This is a genomic window from Musicola keenii (assembly GCF_014855505.1).
Taxonomy (GTDB): domain Bacteria; phylum Pseudomonadota; class Gammaproteobacteria; order Enterobacterales; family Enterobacteriaceae; genus Musicola; species Musicola paradisiaca.
Genome location: NZ_JAAWVW010000011.1, coordinates 71,684 through 91,165 on the forward strand (window position 1 = coordinate 71,684; position 19,482 = coordinate 91,165).

Consider the following 19,482-nt stretch of genomic DNA (forward strand, 5'->3'; position numbering starts at 1 on the left):
AACTTGAGTTCGTATACCGGGCGACCTATCGCTCTTCTGGCACGGTCTCGTCTCGCCGATAGTGTTCAATCACCTGGGCGATGGCCGATGAGGTCGTCAAAGCCCGAACCTGGCTAAACAGATCACCGGCCTCGGCGTACTCTTTGCGCAGATACCCCAGCCACTGCTTAATGCGAGCGACATGATACAGGCCGGTATCCCCCTGCTTCTCCAGCCGCACGTACTTCTGCAACAACCGAACCACGTCCCCCCACGGCATACGCGCCTCGCGGTATTTAATCACCCTGCTTAGGTTGGGCACATTCAACGCACCGCGCCCGAGCATCACTGCATCGCACCCGGTAGCGGCCAGACAATCCTGCGCGCTCTGCCAGTCCCAGATTTCGCCGTTGGCGATCACCGGGATCGTTAAACGGCGGCGGATTTCCCCGATGGCGGCCCAGTTGATGCGCTCGGCCTGATAACCCTCTTCTTTGGTACGGCCGTGAACCACCAGCTCCGTCGCCCCCGCCTGCTGCACCGCATCGGCAATCTCAAAACGCCGCGTACTGGAATCCCAGCCCAGCCGGATCTTCACCGTTACCGGCAGCGCCGCCGGCACCGCCTCCCGCATCGCTTTCGCCGCCTGATAGATCAATTCGGGATCTTTCAGCAGTGTTGCACCGCCGCCGCTGCCGTTCACCATCTTCGACGGGCAGCCGCAATTCAGATCCACACCCCAAGATCCCAGAGACACCGCCCGTTCAGCATTCTCTGCCAGCCATTGCGGGTATTGCCCTAATAACTGCACCCGCACCCGCGTCCCTGACGACGTGCGGCTGCCGTGGCGCAGTTCTGGGCAGAGGCGGTAGAACGCCTTTACCGGCAGGCGTTGATCCACCACCCGTAAAAATTCGGTGATGCAAAGATCATAATCATTTACTTCGGTGAGCAATTCCCTGACCAGGGAATCCAATACCCCTTCCATCGGGGCCAGTAACACGCGCATAGCTCGACTCATCACAAAAAGGCAGGCAATGGTACTGTCGGCGGGAGAAACAACGCAATGGGAAACAGAAAGAAACGACGGGAAAGCATGCGCTTTCCCGTCATATAGCCGAGCGTTATTGCCGGATGTCGACTTGATAGAAAATATGCTTACCGAACGGATCGATTTCGTAACCGCTGACGTCCTTGCGCACCGGTTCGAAAATGGTGGAATGGGCGATCATCACCGCCGGCGCCTGCTCATGCATGATGAACTGCGCCTGACGGTACATCTCCACCCGCTTCTGATGATCCTGCTCGGCCCGCGCGTCGGTCACGAGTTTATCGAACGGCGCATAGCACCATTTGGACGAGTTGGAACCGCCATTGGCCGAAGTGCAGGTGAATAAGGGGCCGAAGAAGTTGTCCGGATCGCCGGTAGCGGTCGTCCACCCCATCAGCGCGGCCTGATGTTCACCGCTTTTCACCCGTTTGAGGTATTCCCCCCATTCGTAACTGACGATATTGGCCTTCACGCCCACCTTCGCCCAGTCCGCCTGAATCATCTCCGCCATACGGCGGGCATTCGGGTTGTACGGGCGTTGCACCGGCATCGCCCACAGATCGACGGCCGTCCCTTCCGCTAGCCCGGCTTCTTTCAAGAGCGCTTTGGCTTTCTCCGGATCGTAGTCGTAGTCCTTCACATCGTCAGCGGCGCTCCATACGCCGGGCGGCAACAGGTTTTTCGCCGCCGTGCCGGTACCCTGGAATACCGCCTCGATGATGGCCGGTTTATTGATCGCCATGGTCAACGCCTGACGTACTTTCACGTTATCAAACGGCGCTTTCTGGGTATTGAACGCCAGGAAGCCGATATTCAGACCGGCCTTCTGCATCAGCGTAATGTCTTTGTTGTTCTTCATGTCCGGCAGTTCCGCCGGATTGGGAAACGGCATCACCTGACACTCGTTTTTGCGCAACTTGGCGTAACGCACCGACGCATCCGGCGTGATGCTGAATACCAGTCGATCAAGCTTCGCCCGCCCTTGCCAGTAACCGTCGAACGCCTGAAACAGAATGCGGGAGTCTTTCTGATACTGCGCCAGACGGAACGGCCCGGTACCGATCGGCTCCAAATCCACTTTCTCCGGCGTGCCGGCCTTCAACATATTATCGGCATATTCTGCCGACAGGATCGAGGCGAAATACCAGGCGAGATCCGCCAGGAACGGTGCTTCGGCATGGCTCAGGGTGAAACGCACCGTATAGTCGTCGACCCGATCAATCGCGGTGATCAGCTTGCCGAACGACAGGCTTTCAAAATTGGCGTACGTCCCGTTGGACACCTTATGGTACGGGTGATTGGGATCTTTCTGACGCATAAAGGAAAAAATCACGTCATCGGCGTTGAAATCCCGCGTTGGGGTAAACAACGCATTGCTCTGGAACTTCACGCCGTGACGCAGATGAAAGGTGTATACCTTGCCGTCCGGGCTGACGTCCCAGCTTTCCGCCAGGCTCGGCACCAGTTCGGTAGTTCCGACGTTGAAATCCACCAGCCGGTTGTAAATCGGCACCGCGCTGGCATCCACGCTAGTGCCGGAGGTATAGATCTGCGGGTTAAAATTTTCCGGCGAACCTTCAGAGCAGTACACCAAGGTTTTGGCGGAAACCGCCGAGCTGACCGCCAGTGCCAGAGCCGCCAGCGTGATGCGTGTTATCGCGTTTTTCATCCCCATCCTCACTTTTTGTTGACTTTAAGGTCTGTCGCTGCGTACAACGAAGCCTCTGATTCTTATTGGAAACCTTTTGTCACCATAGCGAATCTGCCAGACAATCCACAAATAAGGAAGCGTTATGACCCAGCCGCTGGCCAGTCAGTTGACCACCCGTTTTTTCCGTTATCTCGCCGTGACCAGCCAGAGCAATGCCGCGACGGCGACCTTGCCAAGCACACGCGGACAAACCACCATGGCGCAGTTGCTGGCAGACGAACTGCGTGCGTTAGGGTTGCAGCATGTGGTGATCGACGAGCATGCCACCGTCACCGCCGTCAAGCCGGGAAACACGCCGGGCGCGCCGCGCATCGGTTTTATCACCCATATCGATACCGTGGATGTCGGGCTGTCGCCGGATATCCACCCACAGGTGCTGCCGTTCGACGGCTCAGATTTGTGCCTCAACCACGCGCAGGATATCTGGCTGCGCACGGCGGAACACCCGGAAATTCTGCCTTATCGCGGCCAGGAGATTATCGTCGGCGACGGCACCAGCGTGCTGGGGGCGGATAACAAGGCGGCCGTCACCGTGGTGATGACGCTGGTGGAGAACCTGACGGACGACCAGCCGCACGGCGATATTCTGGTGGCGTTCGTACCAGACGAAGAGATCGGCCTGCGCGGCGCGAAAGCGCTGGATCTGGCGCGTTTCGAGGTGGATTTCGCCTACACCATCGACTGCTGCGAACTCGGCGAAGTGGTGTACGAAAACTTCAACGCCGCATCGGCGGAAATCCGCTTTACCGGCGTCACCGCCCACCCGATGTCGGCCAAAGGCGTGCTGGTCAACCCGCTGATGATGGCCCACGACTTTATCGCCCATTTCGATCGCCGCCAGACGCCGGAACACACGGAAGGCCGCGAAGGTTACATCTGGTTCAACGACATCCATGCCAACGCCAACGAAGCGGTGCTGAAAGCCTCGATCCGCGATTTCGATCTGGCCGGGTTTGAGGCGCGCAAACAGCAAATCCGCGACGTCACGGCGCAAATCGCTGCGCAGTACCCTACCGGGCAGGCCAACTGCACCGTCACCGATGTTTACAGCAATATCAGCAATGCGTTAGGGGATGACCGGCGCGCCATCGATCTGCTGTTTGGCGCCATGCGGGAGTTGTCGATTGAACCGAAAGTGACGCCGATGCGCGGCGGCACCGATGGCGCCGCGCTCTCGGCCAAGGGGATTCTGACGCCCAATTTCTTCACCGGCGCGCACAACTTCCATTCGCGCTTCGAATTTCTGCCGGTGCCGTCGTTCGTCAAATCATACGAGGTCGCGCTGCGCCTGTGCCTGCTGGCAGCCGCCAGCGCCTCAGCGCAGTAGTTGTTAACGTAGCCGTTGTTAACGCAATAATTGCCGACGCAGCGTCGACGGGGTGACGCCGAACTCGGCGCGGAAGCGCTGGCTGAAATGGCTGGCGGAGCTGAAACCGCAGGCCAGCGCCACCTCGGTGATCGATAACCGGGAATGGCGCAGCAGATCCTCTGCCTGCGCCAGTCGGCGCTTCATCACGTACTGATGCGGCGCCATCCCGACGCTTTGGCGAAACATGCGGGCAAAGTGGAATTCGCTCAGCCCGGCTTCCGCCGCCAGATCGCCAATCGTCAGCCCTTCCGCCGGACCAGCGTCGATCCGCGCTTGCACCCGTCGCAGCACGGCGGGCGCCAGCCCACCCCGCACGTTCGGCTCAGCCCAACGCAATTGAGAATAACGTTGCAGCACATGCAGCATCACCAGCGTAGACGCGGAACTCAGCATCATCCGGTTGGCGGGATCGCGCCAGTTGCCGGCCAGCAGAAAATGGCGATACAGCGCTTCCAACTGCGCATCTCCGATAAAAATGCGCTCATCAAGGCAGATGGATGCCGGGCTGCGATCCCAGGTTTTTTCCGCCAGTTGGTGCAAGTGATCATCGGTACAGTAAAAATGAGCGAAATGCAGATTACCGCGGATGTCCCAGGTCGACACGCTCTCCTGCGGCATCAGGCAGAAACGACCGGGCGCGCCGCCGTTAAACCAGCCGTCGGGGCGTTTGTGATAACTCTCATAACCATCCTGGACATACATACTGAACGTATGGTGATGGGTATTTTCCAACGTCACCCGATCGTGACTGTTCTGCCAAATGGCCAGTTGCACGTCATTATCCAGCGTCACGCTATCCTGCAGCCGGGTTTTGTAATGTTGTAACATCTCAAAGGCTTCATACTGCTGCATGCCGAACCCCGCCCATCGCTTGTTGATTAATCCACTATATACCTTCCACAATACCCATTGCAGGCACATCGATTTTTTTCCGTACTGCGGAGCATTAAATAGGGAGGTTATTTAGCACATTATTTACAGCATATTCTGCACGGCTCAAAACGGCATGTCTCCAGAAAGGATTTTTCAAAGCTGAAATCCGCCGGGCCAAACTTCTTGATGCCATAGTGGAAGAGCGCCATCATTAATGCCGGTTTTAATTCCATCAACCACAATCTGACGTCATCGGATTCCCTGTCGAGATGCTTCGCCGGCTTATACCTTTTATTATAAACCTCACGGTTTTCATTCATCAGCGCCTTCGCCCGCTCAACCGTTTCATCGATAAAAGCTTTAATTTCCTCTAGGGATTTAGCGGTGAATTCATACCGGCCGGTATTTTTCCCGGTGAGTTTCTTGGGCGGGTTGACCAGCATAAAGCGAGCCGTCAACATGTTAATAAACTTCTGCTCATCACTATTCAAAATATGCCGATTTTCATACGCAAACTGTTTACATGCCAAAATGGCCTGAGCGCCCTTACTCTCAATTTCCGGCGGAATCTCAAAATTAATATAATCATTATGCATGGCAGTGCAATCAGCAAACTTGTGATATTTAGGCGCCGAATGACTGTCAAACAGTAAATGCATGTTGATGCGTTTTTTTCTAGCTTCTTCAATAAATCGGTTATCCAACTCTGTGAACAATGCATGGGTTAACCAAAGCTGGATAAAATCATTATCCGTTAATAACAATCTTAGATTGTCATTATCGTAATACTTATGGCACAGCTCAACCGTGATGCCAGAAAAAACGACATGAAACTGATAGGTGAGGCTCTTAAACGACCCCTGAGTAATAAAATATCTCTCAGGATTGGCTATCGAAGGGTTATTCATGATCCCTGCCCTGCATCATGTCGTTAAGCCTGCGCGAGTAGACCTCGTCCACCTCCACTGAAATAGACAAAATCCCCTTTTCTATCAACACACCTAACGACGAACGAACGAGGTCACTTGCTTCATAGTCTTGTGCAATTTTTTTAACTATTGGCACATGCTCTTTGGTTGTTAACAGGTACTCAGCAAGCAATTCCCTGATTTCATCATAAAATAAGTTGGCTTTGTTTTTCCCATAGATTTCACACATGATTTCTATCATTGCAGCAATTTTATGACTGGGACGATAACTGATGGTGACATAATCATCGCTATTGCTATTCACCAGTCTTTCATTAATCACATCGGCAAGTTTTTTCATGATTTTTACTTTATATCTTTATTCGCCAGAATACGTTTAACGTCATCATGCTCTTGTGTATGCGCATTTTCATACTGAAAATACTGATTCACCCAATGACGTGCATGCTGATCAGGGTCAATTTCATAAAGCCAACTTTTCTCAAGCGCGTTCCTCTCGTTCAACTCAGGATTTAGTTTATCTGCTTCCGTAGCCAACAAATATCGCGTATCGAAATTGGTAACGTCATTTTTAAAAAATGCATACACCAGATGCTCAATCACCGTATTGATGGCATTTGCACGTGTATCATCATACAGTTTCGTCAATTCATCAAAAACCGCCAAATCCACTTTATGAATCTTAATATTCATTTTAGGTTTAGCAAAATCGGTATTATTAATAATCTCATCGCCGAATTGAGCGTCATCAATTGAAATTTTTTTCATGGGTTTTATATCTCTTCTTCACGTTGAATGAATCGTTGTAATACGCCGTGATCAGCGTCTCGTTGAATTCGACCACGGTCAACCCGCCGCGGCTCTTCAACTTTTCCAGATGTTTTAACAGATCGGAGAGTGTGCCCATCATCACGCTGATGGTTTTTTTATCCAGAATGATTTTCTCGCCATCGCCCGATTCGGTTCCGAAATCCAGCGCAATATCAATTACCGCCTGCTGGATGCTTCTCTCACTCATACGCTTGTAGGCATGTCGTGTCAGATTCATAGTGACCTCCTGATGATGGATAGACTATAAGACCAAAATCAGACCATGTAAATAGTCATTTTTTGACTTTTTGTTTACTCATCATGGAAGATTCATGAATATCAGCCGAAAAACAATCCGCAGAATGCGAATAACAACATGATTAATTGAGTCATTATGATAAATCGCCAGCAGCATCCGGCACCTGGCGACAAAACCGCAAGATGCCGACACCCACCGCAGGTTCCTGACAGCCAATAACGCCGATAGCACGGATAATTAGCGCTCGGAAGTCATGAAGGAATCGATGAATGAATAGTCTGCTTTACTGCTCGGTGGTGTTGATTTGGGGCACTACCTGGATCGCCATCAGTCTGCAACAGGGTTCCGTGCCGGCGGAAGTCTCCATTTTCTGGCGTTTCGCCTGCGCCAGCGCGCTGTTGATGGTGTTCCTGCTCCTCACTCGCCGGTTAAAACCGCTGTCGCTCTCCGGCCATCTGTTGTGCATGCTGCAGGGCGTAACTGTTTTCGGCATGAATTTTTTCTGTTTCTATCATGCCGTCGCCTGGATCCCCAGCGGACTGGAATCCGTCATTTTTTCCATGGCGGTGCTGTTCAATGCCTTCAATGCGCGGCTGTTTTTCGGCCAGCGGCTAACGCGCAATGTGATGCTCGCCGCGCCGTTAGGGCTGTGCGGCATTCTGCTGCTGTTCTGGCGCGATCTGTTGCACATCAGCGGCAGCCCACAGCTACTCTGGGGGGTGGGCCTGAGCCTGCTCGGTACTTATTGTTTCTCTCTGGGCAATATGATCAGCGCCCGCCATCAACAACTCGGCCGCGATGTCATGACCACTAACGGCTGGGGGATGTTGTACAGCACGTTGGCGATGGGCGCGCTTGCCTGGTCGCTGGGCTACAACTTTCAACCGGAAACCTCATTGCGCTATCTCGGTTCGCTGTTCTATCTGGCGGTGTTCGGCTCGATAATTGGCTTCGGCGCCTATTTCATCCTGGTTGGCCGCATCGGCGCCAGTCAGGCGGCCTATTCAACCCTGCTGTTTCCGCTGGTGGCGCTGTCGGTATCCACGTTGTACGAGGGGTATGAATGGCATCTCAATGCCGTGGCGGGGCTGGTATTGATTCTGGTGGGTAATGCGGTGATGTTTTACCGACCACAACCGATCGCTAAGGTGGTCGAACAGCACTAAGACCACGCCGCTTTCGGCGATTCGACCGCTCCGGCCACGTTCCACGCTCATGCGTCGTGGCCGGAACGGCGATGGCGGGTTACTGGCCGCTGGTTGGCTTACGCGGCGGGCGACGACGGGCAGTTTGCCCATCGGGACGCTGGCCTGCCGGACGTACCGAACCTTCACGTCGCGGATGACGAGTACGATCACCTTGCGGCCGACTCTGTGCCCCCTCATCCTGCGAACGCCCGCCTTGACGCGGAGCTCCACCGCGTCCGCCCCGTCCGCCTTGACGACCGTTCTGGATCGGTTCGGCCTTGATGCTGGGATCGGGCTCATAGCCAGGGATAGCTATGCGCGGAATCTCGCGCTTCAACAACCGTTCGATATCCCGCAGCAATTTATGCTCATCCACGCAGACCAGCGATAGCGCCTCACCGGTGGAGGCGGCACGCCCGGTTCGACCGATACGATGGACGTAATCCTCCGGCACGTTCGGCAGCTCATAGTTCACCACATGCGGCAACTGGTCGATATCCAGCCCGCGCGCCGCGATATCCGTCGCGACCAGCACGCGGATTTCGCCATCCTTGAAATTGGCCAGCGCCCGGGTACGCGCTCCCTGGCTTTTGTTGCCATGGATGGCGGCGGCGGTAATACCGTCTTTATTCAACTGTTCCGCCAGATGGTTGGCACCGTGTTTAGTACGGGTAAAAACCAGCACCTGCCGCCAGTCGTGTTTGCCGATCAGGTGCGACAGCAGTTCACGCTTGCGTTTTTTGTCCACCAGATGCACATGCTGCGTCACCAGCTCCGACGGCGTATTGCGGCGCACCACTTCCACGGATGCCGGATTGGTCAGCAGCTTCCCGGCCAGTTCTTTAATTTCGTCGGAGAAGGTGGCGGAAAACAGCAGGTTCTGCCGCTTGGCCGGCAGTTTCGCCAGCACCCGGCGAATATCGTGGATAAAGCCCATGTCCAGCATGCGATCGGCTTCATCCAGCACCAGTATTTTTACATGCGACAGATCGACCGCGTTCTGGTGCTCCAGATCCAACAGACGGCCCGGCGTAGCAATCAGGATATCGACGCCGCCGCGCAGCTTCATCATCTGCGGGTTAATGCTGACGCCGCCGAACACCACCAGCGAACGCAGACGCAGATATTGGCTGTACGCCTCCACGTTTTCACCGATCTGCGCCGCCAGTTCGCGCGTCGGCGTCAGGATCAGCGCCCGCACCGGCCGACGGCCTTTGGTCTGCGGCGGGTTATCGTTCAACAATTGCAGCAACGGCAGTGTAAAGCCGGCGGTCTTGCCGGTTCCGGTTTGGGCGCTGGCCATCAAGTCACGCCCTTCCAGCACGACGGGAATCGCCTGGCGCTGGACCGGCGTCGGCTCACGGTACCCCTGCTCTTCCACGGCGCGCAAAATATCGGCACTCAGGCCGAGAGATTCAAAAGACATAATAGAGAACTACTCCAGATCAGCCCTGAACAGCTATCCGCGTATGCGGTTTTCAGGGCGAAAACAGATGGGTTCGACGCCGTTGCCGACGGTTTGCCAGACAACACACCAACCCAGATGAATGGGCACCAACTGCACAGTATCAACTGCCCGCGATAGTAACAGAAAACCCCTTGTTTGAGGAATTTTTATCTATGCATCACATTTTCTTTGCCGCTTTATGCGGCAGAATGGCCGGCATTACTATACATATCAGTATGTTGTTGTTTGATGGAGAAAACCGCCGTTATACCCCCAATAATTCGAGTTGCAGGACAACACGCTGGCGTGTTGAACAACGCCAAGCGTTGGCCCTTTGATAGACCGAGTAACACAGCCAACACACCTGCAACTTGACTGACGGGTATACATCACCGCCGTCAGGGCCACGGACAGCACGAATGATGCGGCGGATTGTGCATAACGAGTTATCCTTTTCAAAAACAGGAACCCAAAAACAGGAACGTTATCGCGACACACATTCGGGAGAGCTATGAACAAAAAAACAGGGCTATTGACGGCACTTGCATTGTTGGCCGTCGCCGCTGTCGGTTATGGCGTAACGGAATACCGACGACAGCAGGATACGCCGCTGACGCTGTACGGTAACGTAGATATCCGCAGCGTCCATTTGGGGTTTCGCGTCGGCGGGCGTCTGGCGACACTCAATGTAGACGAGGGGGATACCATCCAACCGGGGCAGGCGTTAGCCCAACTGGATGACGCGCCATACCGAAACGCGCTGCGGCAGGCGCAGGCCAACGTCGCCAGCGCACAGGCTCAACTGGCGTTGCTGCGGGAAGGCTATCGCAGCGAGGAAATCGAACAGGTGCGCTCGCAGATGGCGCAGGCACAAGCCGCCTATGACTATGCCAACCGCTTCTACCAACGCCAACAGGGGCTGTGGCAACAGCGCACCGTCGCCGCCAACACACTGGAAGACGCCAAAGCCACGCGGGATCAGGCGCTGGCTACGCTGAACGCCGCCAAAGAAAAATTCACCCAGTACCAGCGCGGCAACCGGCCGCAGGAAATCGCCGCCGCCGAAGCGTCGCTGGCGCAGACGCAGGCCGCCGAAGCACAGGCTGAACTGAATCTCCAGGATACGGCGCTACATGCCCCTTCGGCCGGCGTCATTCTGACCCGCGCCGCCGAGGCGGGCAGCATGTTGAGCGCCGGCGGCACCGTTTTTACCCTCTCACTCACCCATCCGGTCTGGATCCGCGCTTACGTCAGTGAAAAAAATCTGGGGCGCACCGCCCCTGGCAACGAGGTATTGATCTTTACCGACGGACGCCCCGCACATCCCTACCACGGCAAAATCGGTTTTGTCTCGCCCAGCGCCGAATTCACGCCCAAAAACGTGGAAACCGAAGATCTGCGTACTGATCTGGTCTACCGGCTGCGAATTATCGTCGGCGATGCAGACGACGGCCTGCGGCAAGGTATGCCGGTCACGCTACGTCTGGCACAGGACACCGCGTCGCATGGGCAATGACCGCGCGCTGATTCTACTGGAGGCGCTGGAAAAACGGTTCACCGGCATGGAGAGACCCGCCGTAGCCCGGCTGACCGCCGAGATCCACGGCGGCGCGGTAACGGGTCTGGTCGGCCCGGACGGCGCCGGCAAGACCACGCTGATGCGTATGCTGGCCGGGTTGCTGACGCCTAGCGCCGGCAGTCTTCGGGTGTTGGGGCTGGATCCTATCGCCGACGATCGCCAACTGCATGCCCGCCTGGGCTACATGCCGCAAAAATTCGGGTTGTACGAAGATTTAACGGTGATGGAAAACCTGACGCTATATGCCGATTTACGCGGCATTACCGGCGCATTGCGGCAGGCCACGTTCGAGCGGCTGCTGGCCTTTACCGATCTCACCCGTTTCACCCGCCGGCTGGCCGGCAAACTTTCTGGCGGCATGAAGCAGAAACTGGGGCTGGCCTGTACCCTGCTGGGGCAACCCGATGTGCTGCTACTGGATGAACCGGGCGTCGGCGTCGACCCCATCTCCCGCCGTGAGCTGTGGCGCATGGTGCATGAGTTGGCGAATGACGGCATGCTGATCCTGTGGAGTACCTCCTATCTGGACGAAGCAGAGCAGTGCCGCGATGTCCTGCTGCTCAACGAGGGCTCTCTGCTGTATCGCGGCGCGCCCGCCGACCTGACCCGTCGCATGGCCGGCCGCTGCCTACTGATAGACCATGCCGACGGTAGCCATCGTCGGTTGTTGCAACAGGCGCTGCGACAACCCCAAGTCAGCGATGGCGTGATTCAGGGGCGTTATGTCCGGCTGATTCTGCGGCCGGACGCCGATCGCGCCGCCCTGCTGTCGGCGTTGGGCCTGTCGCCGACACAGGTACGGGATACTGAACCGAGTTTCGAAGACGCTTTTATCGATCTGCTGGGCGGCGGGCCGACGCAGGCCTCGTCGCTGGCGAAAATCATGCCGCAAATCGATACCCACAGCGGTGAGACGGTGATCGAAGCCCGCGATCTGACCAAAAAATTCGGCGACTTCGCCGCCACCGATCAGGTGAATTTTCAGGTACGACGCGGGGAAATTTTCGGCCTGCTGGGGCCGAACGGCGCCGGGAAGTCCACCACCTTCCGCATGATGTGTGGTTTGTTGGTGCCAACCTCCGGGCAGGCGCTAGTGTTGGGCATGGATCTGAAAACCAGCTCCGGCAAAGCGCGGCAGCATCTCGGCTATATGGCGCAGAAATTTTCACTGTACGGCAACCTGACGGTGGAACAGAATCTGCGCTTCTTTTCCGGGGTGTATGGGCTCGCCGGGCAGCGTCAGCAGCAAAAGATAGCGGGCATGACGCAGGCGTTCAACTTCACCCCCATCTATCGCCAAACGCCCGATTCGCTACCGCTCGGCTTCAAGCAGCGTCTGGCGTTAGCCTGTGCCCTGATGCACGAGCCGGATATCCTGTTTCTGGATGAACCGACCTCCGGCGTCGATCCCTTAACCCGCCGGGAATTCTGGCAGCACATCAATGGCATGGTGGACAAAGGCGTCACCGTCATGGTGACGACCCATTTCATGGACGAAGCGGAATACTGCGATCGGATCGGGCTGGTGTACCGCGGCCGGCTTATCGCCAGCGGCACGCCGGATGACCTGAAACAACAAGCGGCCGACGCAGACCATCCGGATCCCACCATGGAGCAAGCCTTCATCTCGCTGGTGCAGGCCTATGATAAGGAGCAACAGGATGTCACCGGATAGCACCCGTTTTTCCTGGCGTCGGTTGCGTGCGCTATGCCTGAAAGAGACGCGCCAGATTCTGCGCGACCCCAGCAGTGCGTTGATCGCATTCGTCATCCCGCTGTTGCTGCTGTTCATCTTCGGTTACGGCATCAATCTCGACTCTAGCCGTTTGCATGTTGGCGTGCTGCTGGAACAACGCAGCGACGACGCCAACAGCCTGGCGCGGGCTTTTTCCGGATCGCCGTTTCTCCAACCGGTCATCAGCGATAATCGCCCGGCACTGATCGCCATGATGCAGGAAGGACGGATCCGCGGCCTGATCGTGATCCCGCCGGACTTCGCCGCACGCATGGCGCGCCCGGAGGACAACGCGCCAATCCAGGTGATCACCGACGGTAGCGAGCCCAACACCGCGAATTTCGTCAAAGGCTACGCGCAAGGGGTATGGCTGGTCTGGCAACAGGAACGGGCCCGGGAACGCGGGGAGAATTTCAGCCAATTGATTGACGTGCAATCGCGTTACTGGTTCAACGCCGCCGCCATCAGCCAGCATTTCATCATTCCCGGCGCCATCACCATCATCATGACGGTGATCGGCGCCATCCTGACCTCGCTGGTGATCGCCCGAGAATGGGAGCGCGGCACCATGGAAGCCTTGCTGTCCACCCAGGTGACGCGCACCGAACTGCTGCTGACCAAGCTGATCCCCTACTATGTGCTGGGCATGATCGCCATGGTATTGTGCGTCGCGGTAGCGGTATTCGTGCTGCATGTCCCCTATCGCGGCTCGCTGTGGTTACTGTTCGGTTTTAGCAGCCTGTTTCTGGCCTGTACGCTCGGCATGGGGTTATTGATCTCCACCCTGACCCGCAACCAATTCAATGCCGCAATGGTGGCCCTCAACGCCGCGTTCCTGCCAGCGGTCATGCTTTCCGGCTTCATTTTTGAAATCAACAGCATGCCGGCACTGGTGCAGGCGGTATCCTACCTGATCCCGGCCCGTTATTTCGTCAGCACGCTACAAACGCTGTTTCTGGCGGGTAACATCGGCAGCGTGCTGTTGATCAACCTGCTGTTTTTGATCGTGTCCGCGGTGTTTTTCATCGGCCTGACGGCCTGGAAAACACGGCGACGCCTGGATTAAAGGGAATGATCATGTGGTATCGACTCTGGACGCTCATCCGCAAGGAACTGCAATCACTGCTGCGAGAGCCGCAAACACGCGCCATTCTGGTACTACCGGTGCTGATTCAGGTAACGCTGTTTCCCTTTGCCGCTACGCTGGAAGTCACCCACGCCCGCATCGCCGTTTACAGCGAAGACAACGGCCCGGCGTCGGTGGAACTGACCCAACGCTTCGCCAGCGCCAGTGCGTTTTCCGAGGTACGACGGCTGCACAGCCCACAGGAAATCGCCCCGACGCTGGACAACCAGCGCGCCCTGTTGCTGATCCGTTTTCCGCCGGCGTTTTCACGCAACCTGGCGCGCGGCGACGCCACATCATTGCAACTGATTCTCGACGGGCGGCACTCCAACAGCGCCCAGATCGCCGCCAACTACGTACAACAGATCGTGCAAACCTACCAGCAGGAACTGACCGGCGATGCCGGCAACCCCAGCGAACTGTTGATACGGCACTGGTACAACCCGAATCTCGACTATAAGTGGTTTGTGGTGCCGTCGCTGGTGGCGTTGATCACCACCATCGGCGTATTGATCGTGACCTCGTTGTCGGTAGCCAGAGAGCGGGAACAGGGCACGCTGGAACAACTGTTGGTTTCGCCGCTCGCCACCTGGCAGATTTTTATCGGCAAGGCGGTACCCGCACAGATTGTCGCCACGGTACAAGCCTCCATCGTGCTGGCCGCCGGCATCTTCGTCTACCGCATCCCGTTTTCCGGATCACTGCTGCTGTTCTATCTCAGCATGCTGATCTACGGCTTCTCGCTGGTCGGGTTCGGGCTGTTGATTTCCGCGCTTTGCGCCACTCAGCAGCAGGCCTTTATCGGCGTGTTTGTGTTCGTGATGCCGGCTATCTTGCTCTCCGGTTATGTCTCGCCGGTGGAAAACATGCCGGAATGGTTGCAAGACCTGACGTGGGTCAATCCGGTACGCCATTTCACCGCCATCACCAAGCAGATTTACCTGAAGGACGCCGGCCTGGCCGTGGTCTGGCAAGGGCTGTGGCCACTGCTGGTGATTACCGCCACTACCGGCAGCGCCGCCTATGCCATGTTTCGCCGCAAAATCGGCTGATAACCGCCACCTGGCGCGTAATGCCGCGCCATTAAGCCGGGTTCGGCGGGGAAACTCCGGCGTCCGGAAAGGCGCCATCCCTGCCGCCCCGTTTGCGCAGGGGCTTAACCGGTCAGCATGACCGCGCAGCGCAATGCCGCCCTCCGTGATGATTCCCCCTGCATGAGCGCCGCTCGTCAGGCTTATCTTTACCCAGACAAGGCTATACTTAAGCCATGTCTGGCGGTTTACGGGATTAGCCCAAGTCAGTTCGACGCGCCGGAAGACATGTCACCCCCTTCGGGATAGCACAGCTGTTCGCTTGTAATATCGCTCAACAACAAAACCAGGCGGCCACCTGACATTCAGGAAGCCAGCCCGATAACACTGACAGCGAGGAACGACGCTATGTCTGAACAGGCACCGGATTTCTCCTTCACGGTACTGACCATCAATACGCATAAAGGCTTCAGCCCATTTAATCGCCGTTTTATCCTGCCAGAGTTGCGTGACGCGGTGCGCTCAGTCTCCGCCGACGTCGTATTTTTGCAGGAAGTTCAGGGGCGGCACGAAACCCATCCGCTACATGTGGAGAGCTGGCCCGATACGCCGCACTACGAATTTCTGGCGGAAACCATGTGGAGTGATTACGCCTATGGCCGCAATGCGGTGTACCCGGAAGGCGACCACGGCAACGCGGTGTTGTCGCGATTTCCCATTTTCAGCTACCGCAATCTGGATATCTCGCTGTCCGAGCATGAGCGACGCGGCCTGCTCTATTGCGTCCTGAAAGTGCCGAACCGCGATTTGCACCTCCATGTGGTTTGCGTCCATCTAGGCATGTCACCGCACCGCCAGCGTCAACAGATGGAACTGCTGCATACCCTGCTGGACACCATCCCGCCGGACGTACCGCTGGTGGTAGCGGGCGACTTCAATGACTGGCTGCAACAAGCCACCCCCGACTTAAACCGCTACGCCAGTCTGGAAGAAGTCTTCAGCCAGCACTACGGCAAGCCGGCGCGCACCTTTCCCGCCCGGTTCCCGCTGTTGCGGCTGGATCGGATTTATGTGCGCAATGTACGCACCAGCGCCCCAACCCTGTTAGGCCCCAAACCCTGGTCGCACCTTTCCGACCATGCACCGCTGGCGGTGGAGATCCATGTGTGAAAACTGAATGGCGTGACGGTAATCAAATCGAGCTGCTGGTCAACGGCGACAATTTTTACCCCAGCGCCTTCGACGCGATTCGACAGGCGCATAGCCGGGTGGTGCTGGAAACATTCATTCTGTTCGAGGATGAGGTGGGATGGGGGCTGCACGCCGCCCTGCTGGCCGCCGCGCAGCGCGGCGTCAGTATTGATGTCACCGCCGATGGTTACGGCTCCCACGATTTGACGACAGAGTTTCTGCGCCCGCTGATCAAAGCCGGCGTGCGTTTTCATTTCTACGATCCGCGGCCGCGGCTACTGGGCATGCGCACGAATCTGTTCCGCCGCCTGCACCGCAAAATTCTGGTCGTCGATGGCGATACCGCCTGGATCGGCGGCATCAACTATTCTGCCGATCACCTGCTCAGCTACGGCAACGCAGCCAAGCAGGATTATGCCGTTAAAGTACGCGGCCCGGTGGTGGACGATATCTATCGTTACGTGCTGGCCGCGCTGGCCAGCGACGAGGAACCCCGTCGCTGGTGGCGTCCCCGTTTTCATCGCCCCACGCTGCCACCCCCCGGCAATGCGCAAGCGCTGTTCATCTGGCGCGATAATCGCACCCACCGCCACGACATCGAAAAGCACTACCTGCAGATGCTGCGCCGGGCAAAGCACGAGGTCATTATCGCCAATGCCTATTTTTTCCCCGGCTACCGGCTATTGCGCGCCATGCGTAACGCGGTGCGGCGCAACGTGCAGGTACGGCTGATCATTCAGGGGCAACCGGATATCCCCATCGTTCTTTTCGGCGCCCGGCTGCTGTACCGCTATCTGGTGGACGCCGGCGTTGAAGTCTACGAATACCGGCAACGACCGTTACACGGCAAAGTAGCGCTGCAAGACGACTACTGGGCCACCGTCGGCTCCAGTAATCTGGATCCGCTCAGCCTGGCGCTGAATCTGGAAGCGAATCTGGTTATCCATGATCGCGATTTCAACCAACAGTTACGCGACAACCTGTGGCAATTGATACAGGAAGAGAGTCGGCGGGTCGAAGAACAGCAAGTGCCGCGCAAAAACGGCTGGCGGCTGCTGGTGAACGTGGCGGTATTTCATTTTCTGCGCCGTTTCCCGGCGCTGGCCGGTTGGCTGCCCGCCCATACGCCCCAATTGACAAAAATTGATATCCCGGAGCCGCCGCAGTAGTACCGGCCATGTTGGAACCGACTGAAATTCGCCGCTGTTTGCCTCCCCCCACCGAACCGTGCCCTGTTCCCTACATGCCGGGTTGCCGCGAACGGGGTGAATCACTGACGCACGCCATGTCTGGCCCATACGGTTCCCTCCTGTCATGGCGGGCATTGATTGCGCCGGAGGGGCGGTTATCATGATATCTGTCATTACGTTGACGGCAGAGAGTGGTACTGTTAGCGGCATCGCTGTCGTTGAGCCAAACAACGTGGGCAAACACAGTGTGGTGTTTTTCAGGGAGTTATGATGGTCGATGTTCTTATAAAAGCGCTTTCATTCATTCTGGTCATTGTCATTGGCTATCAGCTTAAACAGCGGGGCATTCTGCAACAGCAAAGCGCCAGCGCACTCTCCAAACTGATGATGAACTTCACCCTGCCTGCCGCCGTGATTACCGGATTCGCCAGTTTTAAAGTCGATCACTCGCTGCTGATCCTGGTGGCGTTGGGATTAGGGTGCAATCTGGTACTGCTGGGCGTGGGGTACCTTATCGGACGCCGCCGTCCTGAAGGGCTGAAAGCGTTTTATATGATCAACTCGCCCGGCTACAACATCGGCTGTTTTACCCTGCCGTATGTGCAGAGTTTTCTCGGCCCGGTCGGTATTGTCGCCACCTGTCTGTTCGACGCTGGCAACTCGGTGATCTGCACTGGCGGCAGTTTCGCCGTGGCATCCGCCGCGACGGGAAAAAGCTCAGGCTGGCTCAACATCGTTAAACGGCTGTTTTCATCGGTGCCGTTTGATGTTTATGTGTTACTGATGATCGCCGCGCTGATGGGATGGCATCTCCCCTCGCAGATTACGCTGCTGGTCTCCACCCTCGGCAACGCCAACCCGTTCGTGGCGATGCTGATTATCGGTATGCTGCTGGAAGTCAACATCGACCGTTCGCAACTGAAGCATGTGCTGACCGTTCTGCTGCTGCGTTATACCTCGGCGGCGGCCTTCGCCTCGCTGTTCTATTTTTTCACCCCGCTGCCGCTGGAGATTCGTCAGGTGCTGGCCGTCGTGGTATTTGCGCCGCTGTCATCGCTATCACCGCTGTTTACTGCGCGCTTCAACGGTAATCTGGCGGTGGTGGCCAGCTTCGCCAATTCCCTATCCATTATGATCAGTATCCTGACCATCACCACGCTGCTGACGACCATGCAGCTTTAGCCGGAAAAGGATATACACGCCGCAGAGAAAATGGGAAAGGAACGTCAGAAACGGAAAGCCATCAGATCAACAAAAGCCCGTCGCAACGGGCTTTTGTGCAGTAAGGGAAGTAGAGCCTTAGCGGCGGTTGCCGAACAGACGCAACAGCATCAGGAACAGGTTGATAAAGTCCAGATACAAATCCAGCGCGCCGACAATCGAGTAGCGGCGGAAGTTTTCGCGATCGTCAGGAGACAAGGACTCGCCCAGATATTTCAGCTTTTGGGTGTCATAGGCGGTCAGCCCGACAAACACCAGCACGCCGATATAGTTGATGGCCAGCGCCAGGCCGGAACTCTTCAGCCAGAAATTCACCAGCGTTGCCAGCAGAATACCGATCAATGCCATGAACAGCATGCTGCCCAACCCGGTGAGATCGCGTTTAGTGGTATACCCATACACACTCATCGCACCGAACGTACCGGCGGTAATCACGAAGGTGCTGGCAATAGAGTCACCGGTATAAACCAGGAAAATGCTGGAAATCGTCAGCCCGGTCAGCGCCGAATAGAGCATGAACAACGTGGTAGCGACACCGCCGCTCAGCCGGTGCACCATGCCGGACAGCACAAACACCAGACCGAGTTGCACAATCACCAGACCGAAAAAGGTGAACTTGCTGCCGAACACCAGTTGCATAATCGCGCTGTTCTGGGGGGCATACCAGGCGACAAACGCCGTCAGAAGCAGACCGCAGGCCATCCAGCCGTACACTTGCGCCATAAATGCCTGCACGCTGGTACCGGCCTGCTGAACGATGGAACCGCTGGAACGTGAAAATCGATCCATGATGC

The 19,482-nt window shown here is 56.7% G+C and carries 18 protein-coding genes; 9 read left to right on the top strand and 9 right to left on the bottom strand.

Annotation, left to right across the window (positions count from 1 at the left end):
• Positions 1–25: 25 nt before the first annotated feature.
• Positions 26–988 (bottom strand): tRNA dihydrouridine(16) synthase DusC, encoded by a 963-nt coding sequence (gene dusC, locus HEP82_RS12955; RefSeq protein WP_192458461.1) that lies wholly within the window; start codon positions 986–988, stop codon positions 26–28.
• A 115-nt stretch (positions 989–1,103) separates the two neighbouring features.
• Complete coding sequence (locus HEP82_RS12960) at positions 1,104–2,699, bottom strand: ABC transporter substrate-binding protein (RefSeq protein ID WP_192458462.1); 1,596 nt, start codon at positions 2,697–2,699, stop codon at positions 1,104–1,106.
• Between the two features lie 124 nt (positions 2,700–2,823).
• Between HEP82_RS12960 and pepT the strand changes: the two genes are divergently transcribed.
• A complete protein-coding gene (gene pepT, locus HEP82_RS12965; RefSeq protein ID WP_192458463.1) occupies positions 2,824–4,068 on the top strand; it encodes a peptidase T in 1,245 nt (414 codons plus the stop codon).
• Positions 4,069–4,086: 18 nt separating this feature from the next.
• On the opposite strand, the gene HEP82_RS12970 is transcribed toward pepT, so the two are convergent.
• The 5 genes from HEP82_RS12970 to HEP82_RS12990 form a co-directional block, all read right to left on the bottom strand.
• On the bottom strand, positions 4,087–4,962 hold the full coding sequence (locus HEP82_RS12970) for a helix-turn-helix domain-containing protein (protein WP_192458464.1): 876 nt from the start codon (positions 4,960–4,962) through the stop codon (positions 4,087–4,089).
• A 119-nt stretch (positions 4,963–5,081) separates the two neighbouring features.
• Complete coding sequence (locus tag HEP82_RS12975) at positions 5,082–5,891, bottom strand: hypothetical protein (protein WP_192458465.1); 810 nt, start codon at positions 5,889–5,891, stop codon at positions 5,082–5,084.
• Positions 5,884–6,252 carry a hypothetical protein gene (locus HEP82_RS12980; protein ID WP_192458466.1) on the bottom strand — a complete coding sequence of 123 codons (369 nt, stop codon included), beginning with the start codon at positions 6,250–6,252 and terminating at the stop codon, positions 5,884–5,886. The genes HEP82_RS12975 and HEP82_RS12980 overlap by 8 nt, the downstream gene beginning before the upstream one ends.
• Positions 6,253–6,257: 5 nt before the next feature.
• Positions 6,258–6,680, bottom strand: coding sequence for a hypothetical protein (locus HEP82_RS12985; protein WP_192458467.1), 423 nt, complete (start codon positions 6,678–6,680; stop codon positions 6,258–6,260).
• Positions 6,661–6,960 (bottom strand): DUF4258 domain-containing protein, encoded by a 300-nt coding sequence (locus HEP82_RS12990; RefSeq protein ID WP_192458468.1) that lies wholly within the window; start codon positions 6,958–6,960, stop codon positions 6,661–6,663. The genes HEP82_RS12985 and HEP82_RS12990 overlap by 20 nt, the downstream gene beginning before the upstream one ends.
• Positions 6,961–7,250: 290 nt before the next feature.
• Between HEP82_RS12990 and HEP82_RS12995 the strand changes: the two genes are divergently transcribed.
• Entirely contained in the window at positions 7,251–8,147 is an 897-nt protein-coding gene (locus HEP82_RS12995) for a DMT family transporter (protein WP_192458469.1), read from the top strand.
• Positions 8,148–8,226: 79 nt separating this feature from the next.
• Here HEP82_RS12995 and rhlE read toward each other — a convergent pair whose 3' ends face one another.
• Positions 8,227–9,594, bottom strand: coding sequence for an ATP-dependent RNA helicase RhlE (rhlE, locus tag HEP82_RS13000; RefSeq protein ID WP_192458470.1), 1,368 nt, complete (start codon positions 9,592–9,594; stop codon positions 8,227–8,229).
• A gap of 532 nt (positions 9,595–10,126) precedes the next feature.
• Between rhlE and hlyD the strand changes: the two genes are divergently transcribed.
• From hlyD to HEP82_RS13035, 7 genes are all read left to right on the top strand, one after another.
• The gene (hlyD, locus tag HEP82_RS13005) at positions 10,127–11,131 is read left to right on the top strand and encodes a secretion protein HlyD (RefSeq protein WP_192458471.1); all 1,005 of its coding nucleotides are present in this window, start codon (positions 10,127–10,129) and stop codon (positions 11,129–11,131) included.
• Positions 11,121–12,869 carry an ATP-binding cassette domain-containing protein gene (locus tag HEP82_RS13010; protein WP_192458472.1) on the top strand — a complete coding sequence of 583 codons (1,749 nt, stop codon included), beginning with the start codon at positions 11,121–11,123 and terminating at the stop codon, positions 12,867–12,869. Before hlyD ends, HEP82_RS13010 begins: the two co-directional genes overlap by 11 nt.
• On the top strand, positions 12,856–13,995 hold the full coding sequence (locus HEP82_RS13015) for an ABC transporter permease (RefSeq protein WP_015854111.1): 1,140 nt from the start codon (positions 12,856–12,858) through the stop codon (positions 13,993–13,995). Before HEP82_RS13010 ends, HEP82_RS13015 begins: the two co-directional genes overlap by 14 nt.
• A gap of 11 nt (positions 13,996–14,006) precedes the next feature.
• Positions 14,007–15,107 carry an ABC transporter permease gene (locus HEP82_RS13020; RefSeq protein WP_192458474.1) on the top strand — a complete coding sequence of 367 codons (1,101 nt, stop codon included), beginning with the start codon at positions 14,007–14,009 and terminating at the stop codon, positions 15,105–15,107.
• 387 nt (positions 15,108–15,494) lie between these two features.
• Positions 15,495–16,256 carry an endonuclease/exonuclease/phosphatase family protein gene (locus HEP82_RS13025; protein ID WP_192458475.1) on the top strand — a complete coding sequence of 254 codons (762 nt, stop codon included), beginning with the start codon at positions 15,495–15,497 and terminating at the stop codon, positions 16,254–16,256.
• Positions 16,253–17,446 carry a cardiolipin synthase ClsB gene (gene clsB / locus HEP82_RS13030; protein WP_192458476.1) on the top strand — a complete coding sequence of 398 codons (1,194 nt, stop codon included), beginning with the start codon at positions 16,253–16,255 and terminating at the stop codon, positions 17,444–17,446. Before HEP82_RS13025 ends, clsB begins: the two co-directional genes overlap by 4 nt.
• Before the next feature lie 291 nt (positions 17,447–17,737).
• On the top strand, positions 17,738–18,649 hold the full coding sequence (locus HEP82_RS13035) for an AEC family transporter (protein ID WP_192458477.1): 912 nt from the start codon (positions 17,738–17,740) through the stop codon (positions 18,647–18,649).
• Positions 18,650–18,766: 117 nt separating this feature from the next.
• On the opposite strand, the gene HEP82_RS13040 is transcribed toward HEP82_RS13035, so the two are convergent.
• Entirely contained in the window at positions 18,767–19,477 is a 711-nt protein-coding gene (locus HEP82_RS13040) for a Bax inhibitor-1/YccA family protein (protein WP_192458478.1), read from the bottom strand.
• Positions 19,478–19,482: the final 5 nt, after the last annotated feature.